8 protein-coding genes and 2 pseudogenes are annotated in these 10,217 nt (G+C 44.0%); 5 read left to right on the plus strand and 5 right to left on the minus strand.

The window, feature by feature from the left end; translation table 11 throughout:
* Positions 1-167 (minus strand): annotated as a pseudogene (locus B2Z67_RS13550) (antibiotic acetyltransferase); the annotation flags it as partial.
* A gap of 526 nt (positions 168-693) precedes the next feature.
* Positions 694-2,820, minus strand: coding sequence for a polyribonucleotide nucleotidyltransferase (gene pnp / locus B2Z67_RS13555; RefSeq protein ID WP_291530372.1), 2,127 nt, complete (start codon positions 2,818-2,820; stop codon positions 694-696).
* Positions 2,821-3,079: 259 nt separating this feature from the next.
* Here pnp and B2Z67_RS13560 point away from each other — a divergent pair, with 259 nt between their 5' ends.
* The 3 genes from B2Z67_RS13560 (at position 3,080) to B2Z67_RS13570 (ending at position 5,333) form a co-directional block, all read left to right on the plus strand.
* Positions 3,080-4,231 carry a TlpA disulfide reductase family protein gene (locus tag B2Z67_RS13560; protein ID WP_291530373.1) on the plus strand — a complete coding sequence of 384 codons (1,152 nt, stop codon included), beginning with the start codon at positions 3,080-3,082 and terminating at the stop codon, positions 4,229-4,231.
* 182 nt (positions 4,232-4,413) lie between these two features.
* Positions 4,414-4,878, plus strand: a complete 465-nt coding sequence (gene greA, locus B2Z67_RS13565; RefSeq protein ID WP_291530374.1) for a transcription elongation factor GreA — start codon at positions 4,414-4,416, stop codon at positions 4,876-4,878.
* A gap of 62 nt (positions 4,879-4,940) precedes the next feature.
* On the plus strand, positions 4,941-5,333 hold the full coding sequence (locus B2Z67_RS13570) for an HIT family protein (RefSeq protein WP_291530375.1): 393 nt from the start codon (positions 4,941-4,943) through the stop codon (positions 5,331-5,333).
* A 285-nt stretch (positions 5,334-5,618) separates the two neighbouring features.
* Here the strand turns inward: B2Z67_RS13570 and B2Z67_RS13575 are convergent.
* Positions 5,619-5,786, minus strand: a pseudogene (locus B2Z67_RS13575) (hypothetical protein); the annotation flags it as partial.
* On the opposite strand from B2Z67_RS13575, the gene B2Z67_RS13580 reads away from it, so the two are divergent.
* Both B2Z67_RS13580 and B2Z67_RS13585 read left to right on the plus strand, forming a co-directional pair.
* Positions 5,713-5,898 (plus strand): hypothetical protein, encoded by a 186-nt coding sequence (locus tag B2Z67_RS13580; RefSeq protein ID WP_291530376.1) that lies wholly within the window; start codon positions 5,713-5,715, stop codon positions 5,896-5,898. The pseudogene B2Z67_RS13575 and the gene B2Z67_RS13580 sit on opposite strands and share 74 nt — an antisense overlap.
* 63 nt (positions 5,899-5,961) lie before the next feature.
* Positions 5,962-6,462, plus strand: a complete 501-nt coding sequence (locus B2Z67_RS13585; protein ID WP_414630817.1) for a DUF4143 domain-containing protein — start codon at positions 5,962-5,964, stop codon at positions 6,460-6,462.
* 17 nt (positions 6,463-6,479) lie between these two features.
* Here B2Z67_RS13585 and B2Z67_RS13590 read toward each other — a convergent pair whose 3' ends face one another.
* Positions 6,480-7,226, minus strand: a complete 747-nt coding sequence (locus B2Z67_RS13590; RefSeq protein WP_291530378.1) for a hypothetical protein — start codon at positions 7,224-7,226, stop codon at positions 6,480-6,482.
* A gap of 127 nt (positions 7,227-7,353) precedes the next feature.
* A complete protein-coding gene (locus B2Z67_RS13595) occupies positions 7,354-9,864 on the minus strand; it encodes a GDSL-type esterase/lipase family protein (RefSeq protein WP_291530379.1) in 2,511 nt (836 codons plus the stop codon).
* Between the last annotated feature and the right edge of the window lie 353 nt (positions 9,865-10,217).

Consider the following 10,217-nt stretch of genomic DNA (forward strand, 5'->3'; position numbering starts at 1 on the left):
TTGATCGGATAATGGTACAAGACATTATTCTTTTCAAACAGAACAGGGTCGCTGACAAAGTCATTATAGATAGTATAATCCCCGACAATGATGTTCGGACTCTTGATTACGGTATTCAGGTAGATCGTTTGAGAATCGTTTCTTCTCGGATATATTTTTTTGTTCATTGTAAATCAATTTGTTATTAAAGATATTATTCATATTAGATAGCGGCAGGTAAAGCCACAAAGAATCGGGAATGACAATCTTGCCATTCCTGTCGTTTAATAACAAACTCATATACAACGTTGCCACTTCATAGTTAATCACAAAAGTAGTATTTTTAAAGTTAATATGAAAAAAAAGAGTATCTTTTACAGCCTATGACAACGAAGAAGGAAATTCTTTGTAGACTTTAAGAGCTACGAAGCAAATGCAAACATGGGCCTCAATTCTCCGAGTCGTGAAATGGAAAATCGGTCTTATAAACAACCTGAAGCATCCTCGACAAAAGTATCTGCTAACAGTGAAAGGGGTGGGCGTTTACAACTCATTGGAAAGAGGTGTTTAGGCGGTAGACATTTGTTTAAAAAGAAGCAAAAAGAAAGTCCGGCGGAAAGTTTCGCCGGACTTCTCTATTACTAAACTAAGAAACTGCTTTACCTCTTCTAAGCATTGGTTTCACTCAAAACGGTTAAAGAGTAAAGGATTTCCTTATTTCTTTTCCGGTCTTGGCAACAATGCTTTCCGGGAAAGCTTGAATTTTCCGGTCTTCGGATCAATATCAAGCAGTTTTACTTCGATTTCGTCACCTTCCTTGATGCCTGCTTCTTCTACGGTATCCAGACGCTTCCAGTCAATTTCTGAAATGTGCAGCAAACCGTCCTTGCCCGGCAGGAATTCAACGAAAGCGCCATAAGGCATGATGGAGCGTACCTTACCTTTGTACACTTCACCAACTTCCGGTACAGCAACAATGCCTTTGATCAGGCGCATAGCGTCTTCGATGCTCTTCTTGTTGGTTCCGGAGATTTCGATTCTTCCGATGTTGTCCACTTCTTCGATGGTGATAGTAGCGCCGGTTTCTTCCTGCATGCCTTGGATGATTTTTCCACCGGGGCCGATAACTGCGCCAATGAATTCTTTAGGAATAGTCATCATCTCGATGCGCGGAGCATGAGGTTTTAGTTCTTCGCGCGGTTCCTGGATAGTTTCCAGAATCTTGCCGAGGATGTGCAGACGTCCTTCTTTTGCCTGGTTCAAGGCACGTTCCAGAATCTCATAAGACAAACCGTCAACCTTGATATCCATCTGTGTAGCAGTGATACCATTCTTTGTTCCGGTTACTTTGAAGTCCATATCACCCAAGTGGTCTTCGTCACCAAGAATGTCGGACAGTACGGCATACTTGTCTTCGCCTGCATTCTTAATCAATCCCATTGCGATACCTGATACCGGCTGGTTAATCTTCACACCTGCATCCATCAATGCCAGAGTTCCGGCACATACGGTAGCCATGGAAGATGAACCGTTGGATTCGAGGATGTCGGATACTACACGTACAACGTACGGATAGTCAGCAGGAATTTGTCCTTTCAGCGCGCGCCATGCCAAGTGGCCATGACCGACTTCGCGACGACCTACGCCACGTTGCGCTTTGGCTTCTCCGGTGGAGAAAGGAGGGAAGTTATAATGTAGCAAGAAGCGTTCCTTGCCGTGTTCGAGTACGTCGTCGATAATCTTTTCGTCCAGCTTGGTACCCAAAGTAACGGTGGACAGAGATTGGGTTTCGCCACGGGTGAAGACAGCCGAGCCGTGAGGTCCGGGCAGGTAGTTGACTTCACTCCAGATGGGGCGTATCTCGTTAGTCTTACGTCCGTCGAGGCGTTTGCCTTCATCCAGAATGCTGCGGCGCATGGCTTCTTTTTCTACATCGTGATAATACCGGGCGATTAGCGGAGCTTTTTCTTCCAGTTCTTCTTCACTGAATTGTGCTTTGAATTCTTCGCGGATGGCATCGAAAGCATTCATGCGTTCGTGCTTATTGTTGTTGCCGGAAGCAGCGATGGCATAAGCCTTGTCGTAACATGCTTCGCGAACGGCTTTGCGCAGTTCTTCGTCGTTTACTTCGTGGCAATATTCGCGTTTTACGGTAGAACCAACTTCTTCCGCCAGCTCCATTTGAGCCTTGCACTGTATCTTGATTGCTTCGTGAGCAGCCTTCATGGCGTTCAGCAAATCAAGTTCGGATACTTCGTTCATTTCCCCTTCCACCATCATGATGTTTTCATAAGTGGCGCCGACCATGAGGTCCATGTCTGCTTCTTCAAGCTGTTCGAAAGTCGGGTTGATAACGAATTGCCCGTCGATGCGTGCTACGCGTACTTCGGAAATAGGTCCGTTGAAAGGGATATCTGAAACTGCGAGAGCGGCAGAAGCTGCGAGTCCTGCCAATGCATCCGGTATATCAATGCCGTCTGCGGAGTAAAGGATAATATTTACGTATACCTCTGCATGGTAATTGTCAGGGAATAAGGGGCGGAGAGCGCGGTCAACGAGGCGGCAAGTGAGGATTTCATAATCGGAAGCACGTCCTTCGCGCTTAGTGAAACCACCGGGGAAACGTCCGAATGAGGCGAATTTTTCTTTGTACTCTACCTGTAACGGCATGAAATCTGTTCCGGGAACTGCGTCCTTGGCGGCACAAACAGTAGCTAAAAGCATGGTGTTGCCCATACGAAGCATTACAGATCCATCTGCCTGTTTTGCCAGCTTTCCCGTTTCGAGCGTGATGGTTCTGCCATCAGGAAGCTCGATCGTCTTAACAATTGGGTTAATCATAAAAAATGTTTTATCTATATTTTCTTTCAAAATTCCTGCAAAGATACATATTTATTCATGTAATGGGGTGAAAATGAGATAAAAAGTTTGTATTTGACGTTTTTTAAAAAGATTCCGGGTGTAAGAATGCGGAGAAAATGCTTTGACTAAGTAGCTGTTTAGGCTGATAATAATTAAAAAAAGGAAACCCAAAACAGTTTCTAATCTCGAAAAGAACTATATTTGCACGTTATTTCTAATATAGAATAAGAAGTTAAATATGAAAAAGATCTGTTTTGTTGCGTTTACTGCTTTGGTTTTAAGTGCATGTAGTTCTGAATCGAAATTCAAAGTTGAAGGTGAAGTTTCAGGTGCCGACGGCAAAATGTTGTATCTGGAAGCTGCGGCATTGGCAGGTATTGTGCCTTTGGATTCCGTGAAATTGAAGGGTGACGGTTCGTTCGGTTTCAAACAAGCGCGTCCGGAGTCTCCGGAATTTTATCGTTTGCGTGTGGACGATAAGGTCATTAACTTTTCGGTGGACTCTACGGAAACAGTTCAGATAAATGCTCCTTATATAGATTTTGCAACCGCATATACGGTGGAGGGTTCGGCAAACAGCACCAAAATAAAGGAACTGACATTGAAGCAGATAAAATTGCAGAGTGAGGTCAACGCATTAATCAGAACGATGCAGGCATATCAGATTGGTGCGGATGTTTTTGAAGATAGCCTGGCTGCGTTGATGAAGAATTATAAGGATGATGTGAAAATCAAGTATATCTATTCCGCACCGAATACGGCTGCCGCTTATTTCGCTCTGTTCCAGAAGTTGAACAACTATCTTATTTTCGACCCGCTGAACAACAAGGAAGATATTAAATGCTTTGCAGCCGTAGCAACGAGTCTGAATAACTACTATCCTCATGCCGACCGCTCAAAGAATCTTTATAATATTGTGATTAAAGGGATGAAGAACACCCGTACGCCGCAACAAAAGGTGATGGAACTGCCGGAAGAGGTTGTCTCCGAAACCGGTATTCTGGAAATCAGTCTGCGTGATATGAAAGGTAATGTTCGTAAGCTGAGTGAACTCAAAGGTAAAGTCGTATTGTTGGATTTTACCATCTATCAGAGTGCGGCTTCTACTCCACACAACTTCTTGCTGAACGATCTTTATACCAAATATAAAGACCGGGGATTGGAAATATATCAGGTATCGCTTGATGCAGACGAACATTTCTGGAAAACAACAGTGGACAATCTTCCCTGGGTTTGTGTAAGAGATGCAAATGGTATTTACTCGAATATTGCTGCTATGTATAACGTTCAGTCGGTTCCCGAGATTTTCCTTATAAACCGTAATAGTGAGTTAAGCGCCCGTGGCGGAACAATAAAAGACCTGGAAGCAGCAGTAAAAGCGCTACTGTAACTTGTTATAAATTAGAGGCTTTCATTTAAACATGTTACAAAGCAGCTATTTTTGCTTGACATGTATTGATTAAAAGCCTATCTTTGCAGAAGAAAAAAGTGAGGAGGGTTCCAGCATGCTGACCATGTTGGAATTCTTTTTTGTTATAACACCATTTTTAAACTTAAAAGGAGGAAAACTGTATGGCTTATATGTCAGAAGAAGGCTACAAGAAATTGATGGCTGACTTGAAAGAACTGGAAACGGTGGAACGCCCTAAAATATCGGCGGCGATTGCTGAGGCGCGTGACAAGGGAGACCTGTCGGAAAATGCAGAATATGATGCGGCTAAAGAAGCACAAGGTTTGCTTGAAATGAGAATCAATAAGCTGAAAGCTGTTATTGCAGATGCTAAGATTATTGATGAATCTAAACTGAAAACAGATTCCGTACAGATACTGAACAAGGTGGAACTGAAGAACGTGAAGAACGGTATGAAGATGACTTATACCATCGTTTCGGAAAGTGAAGCCAATTTGAAAGAAGGTAAGATTTCCGTTAATACCCCGATTGCACAAGGATTACTTGGTAAGAAAGTCGGTGATATAGCTGAAATCAAAGTGCCGCAGGGCATGGTAAACCTTGAAGTAGTGAACATATCATTTTAATGTAGAAGGCAGGTCCGCGTATGGACTTGCCTTCTTTTATATATCTATATATTACAAAAGCTATGGCAACAATATTCAGTAGAATTATCGCAGGTGAAATACCTTCTTATAAGGTAGCGGAAGACGATAGGTTTTATGCTTTCTTAGACATCAATCCGTTGGTGAAAGGTCATACACTGGTGGTTCCCAAGCAGGAAGTAGACTATATCTTCGATTTGAGTGACGAAGATTTGGCGGCGATGCACGTTTTTGCCAAGAAAGTGGCGCGTGGCATCGAAAAGGCTTTTCCTTGCAAGAGGATTGGTGAAGCTGTAATCGGTCTGGAAGTGCCTCATGCACACATTCATCTTATTCCTATTCAGAAGGAATCCGATATGTTGTTCTCTAACCCGAAGCTGAAACTTTCTGATGAAGAATTTAAGGCGGTTGCCGAAGCAATCCGGGCTGCACTCTGAAAAACATTTTTTTCTTCCTTTATAAAATAGAACCGGGAACTGGGTGTGATACTCAGTTCCCGGCTTTTTTTTCTTCACATAGTCTTCAGCGATTCTGGGGTTACCCCAAGCCGTTTCACCGCCGCTGGCTTCGAGCGTGTTTCCTATATTCCAGCCCGCATACATTTTAGCCGCCAATGTGAGGGCGTTGCTTTCCATACCGACGTCAGGCAATTCACCGGCAAGCTGTCTCACTGTAACGGTTTCCGTAAGGTTACCGCCTTTCACGGTAATGACGGCAGTACGATCGTTCGTATCAGGATTCGCTTCTACCTCCACCGTATATCTAAGTACTGTGGCCGAATTGGATGTAGCGCGGGTTATCGTACACCAATTCTGATTGCTGGTTGCTTCCAGCGGTACATTCGATTTGATAGAGAGCGTGCTCGTACCTTCAGCATTGGAAAAAGCCATTCCGTTGGTCAGAAAGTTTTCGGGGATTGTGATTTCCGGTGTAACCGGTTCATCTTTGCTGTCGCAGGCTGCTACAAAGGGAAAAAGGAACAGTGCCAGCAGTGCCAGATAATTACTCAGATGTTTAATGGCATCTTTCTTAATAAGTACATTTGTACATAAAAACAGAGAAAGTATGAAACGACTACTGATAGAAAAACTTATCCGCCGGATTTACCGTGTCCGCAAACCGGATGTACCTCTGAAAGCGTATGAAGACTTGCAATCATTCAAAGTATTTCTGCTTGATGTTGGTCTGCTGCGGGTCATGAGCGGATTATCTCCTAAAGTATTTATTGAAGGAAGCCGGATATTTGAAGAGTTTAAAGGGGCGCTGACGGAGCAATATGTTCTGCAGGAACTTTCTCTCTTTCCTCAACTCAATGCCAATTATTATTGGACTTCCGATGCAAATGCCGAAGTTAACTTCCTTTTCTCCAATGGTCTTCATGCATATCCATTGGAAGCTAAAGCCGGGAATAATGTACACGCTAAAAGTCTGAAAGTTTACGATAAGGAATATAATCCGCAGTATCTTTTCCGTACCAGTCTATTGCCGTACGAAAAGAATGGGAATTTAGTGAACGTTCCGCTGTATTTGCTGTTTGCTCTACCCAAAGTGCTTGTTCTTCCTTAAGCAAGTGTCCGCTTCATTTACTGATAATGTCGTTTCTTCTTGCTGAGTCTGAATTTTAATTGTGCTTTCAGTGCCCAGTGATGGTCGCATTTTCCCTTAGCTCCTTCCTTCCACATCCAGCGGGCGGAATATTCTGCACCGAATCCTAATCGGGGAATGATATAATAATAGATTTGAATGTCGGCACCTGCGGCGAATCGGGTGAAAGAAAAATCATCTTTCCCGAACTTGCCGTAATGGGGTTCTTGTTCATTGTTCTCCTGCTCATCATCAATCATTTCAACTTCCGGATCATACTCTTCTCTATAGATGTACTGCCAGTTGTTCCATCCAAGCGTGGGGCCGATGCCTACTCTAAAGTGTTTCCAATAAAAAGTATGCAATAAGTTTATGTTGTAATATTGTGTTAGATGACTCCATTCCGAAGGCTCCATAGTAAAGGCATAACCGGTAACACCAGTTTCAGCCGTCAAGATCAATGTTCGGTTTCGACAATAGGCATATTCCAACCCGGCACCGACTCCAAACATGAGCATGTAGGAACTATCCCAGGTTTCATGTGAAGGGATATAGTTCCACTGATTATAAGCAATATCATTAGTAAAAACCAGATTCCATCTACCTTTTGGCACATCGTACTTCCCAAGTTTCTTCGGCACATCTTGAGCCATACCGTATTGCAAAGAAAGCAGGAAACAAAAAAGAATACCCGCAAAGAAGCGGAGCTTACACTTAGGCGAGTTGTGTGAAATTAAATGATTCATAGTATTTCTTTTCTAAAGTAAATATCGCTATAACTTAAATACATTGGAAACGGAAATACTGCTTAACCTGTATTATTCATGCTTCAGGAGTCTATAAGCAGAAGCATGAATAATACAGGATAAAGAACTACCGATTGACTACAAAATTACGAATCTGGCACTCGGTTTTATCTCCTTTAGCCACTCGTAACTGCAAAGTATGAGGCCCTTGGGCAAGTTCCGTTTCCAGCATATATACCCACGGAATATATAAATTCAGGCTCCAGTCTGTGAAAGTATCCAGTTTCTTGTAAGGAGCGCCGTCCACACTATACTCCAAAACACAAGCCTCCGGACCTGCCACGCAGAAAATACCTACTGCGCGCCCTTCAAAAGAGAAAGAAAGAGTAGCGCCGGCACGGTCTGCCACCAGCATGGGAACATGTACGAATCCTTTGCGCGTATTCGCTTTTACTACGGGCGTCCAGTCATCAACCACTTTCCAGCCGCGAAGCTGTTTTGCCGAATGGATATCGACGAACTTGCCTTTATCGTAAGAATAAGTATCTATCGGTTGCTCCGGCATTTCGTGCGGTAGAACCGTTTTCTTGATAACGTCTCCGCTCCACTCTAAATCGAACAGACGATTGATGGCGGCTGCATAGTACTTATGACCGTTCCAATGCGGATGCGTACCTCCGAAGTATTCCCAGTCGAATTCACCATCACGCATGCGGTGCGCTACCTCTTCTGCTGAATTGATGGAGGAAACCTGATAGTAGTTGGCTACGCATTCGTGGTTCATAATTACTTGAGGTTGCATACCTTTATTTAATAAAGGAATGAAAGGGTCGTAAATGAAATGCATCATGACAATATCCATTTCCGGATTGGCAGTCCGCGCATGTCTGACGATGCCTTCCATGCCACGTATCTGCCGGATATAATCGAAATGATTGGTGTCGTCGTTTACTGCGGCTTCTACAAACAATAAATCGGGTACACCTTTCTGTAAGACGTCGTTTTCAAAACGGTAGGAGTGGGGCGTGCTGCCCGTAGAAGGAATACCGGCATCAATAAAGGTAAACTCTGTTTCCGGGAATCGCTGCTTCAAGTCTTCCTGTATCATATTCCGCCAGCCACGCATTTCGGTTATGGAACCTCCCAGGAATGCTACGCAACCTGTTTTCTCCTTCGTGAATTTCAGATAAGAGTTCGTAAGGCTGCCACGCCGGTGGATAGATTGCTGTTTCTGATAGTCCGGCTGGTTGCGGATAATAAAGTCGATTATAGGCTCTGGGTTTTCAAGGCTATGCGGATGGTGGTCGCAGTCCGGTTTCAAGATAACTTCCACAAGACCGCCTAAGGCGCGATACCGTTCTGCTACAATTTTCATGTTCTGTTCGTAGGGCACAATCTTGTCGCTATCGCCACAAACGGCGATTACCGGAATACCTGCCGCTGCCAATGGTGCCAGATTATCAATCGGATTACCCTTAAAGTTTGCCATGTCAGCGTCGGTAAGCTCCCATTCTGTGAGCATTCCTTCCCATAAGTTCCGGTTCCGGGTTCCCGGCCAACTGAATACGTTGCATACCGGAGCGTCAACATAGATGCACGCTACTTTATCGGTATTCTTCGCCGCCCAATTGAATGCAAACAATCCCCCACGACTGAATCCTTCCAGGGTTGCTTTCGGGGAGAAGTGGTAGTACCTCCGCATTATATTATAAAAGTCATTACCCAGGCGTACGGCATGGGGACTTCCGTAAAGATGCGTCAAATCATAGTAAACCACATGGAAGCCTTTCTCCAGCAAGGCTTTGTCTGCCCACGCGAAAGCGCCGAAGAAAGCGGGACGCCAAATCCAGGGACGCCCCTCGGCAACCTTATTGGGAGCTACGACAATAGCTTGGCGTGTATTGCAAATGAAATCATAACGGTCAAAACCTTCCCATTGTGATTTCTTTCCCGGGAAAGGTTGATCGGTCGGGATGGACGCTTCAACTTCATTGCCGGTCAGCGTGCGGTAAAGTTCGCCGGCTATCAGCGCAGCTCCCTGCTCGTTGGGATGAATGCCGTCGGTATAGAAATCGGGATGAGGCTTCATGGGTGTGTAGAGGTCTACTACAGGTAAATGACGTTTCTTGGCAACACTTCGTATAACCGGTATGATGCCGTTTGTGATAACGCTGTCGTTGATACCGAAGTTGCCATTAACGGCTGGTACAGGCAGACAAAGGTATATCTTGGGGCGTGAAGGCAAGCCTTGGAGGATGTCCAGCATCTCAACCAAATCTTTTTTGAAATCTTTTCCGTAGCGCCAGTTCCACGGTTTACTGTCGTTTGTGCCCAACTTAATGGTTACGATGTCCGGTTCAAAAGCCTGAAGTTCGCGGAATTCCGGTTCGTGCATATACGGGCGGTCACCTTTATTTAATAGGACACGTCCGCTAAGTCCGAAGTTGCGAACGTCGTATCCTTTGCCCAATAACTGCGAAAGCAGTCCCGGATAACTGTTTTGGAACTGGTTTTTAATGCCCGAACCGTACGTTATACTATTGCCGATACATGCAATCTTCACGGTTTCCTTTTCTTGCGCTACTCCCCACAGGCAATATATGCACAAGAAAAGCACGCAAATGCTTCTTCTTTTCATGGTATTTGAGTTAATTCGATGTTTTTATAACGTTTTAAAACGATACAAAGATATGTTTTTAGCCTGAATTATTCATAGTGTAAGTACTTCGTGATAATTATTTTATACTATTAATGAGAATTTGGCGAAGCGGAGTTTCGCTAAATTCTCATTAATGACGAGACACTTATGAATAATGCAGGTTAGTTCATAGTGATACCGGCAGAGATAAACCTATTTGGTACAGTTATCCTGATTTAACCTACATTACTCATACTGTAGGAGTTGCGTTACCCAACGAGGACTAACGCATTACCCCTGATTTAAGCTGCATTATTCATACTGCAGGAATTAAGGGGATTGTCATTTTGTCA

It is taken from the genome of Bacteroides sp. UBA939 (genome assembly GCF_002293435.1).
GTDB lineage: Bacteria > Bacteroidota > Bacteroidia > Bacteroidales > Bacteroidaceae > Bacteroides.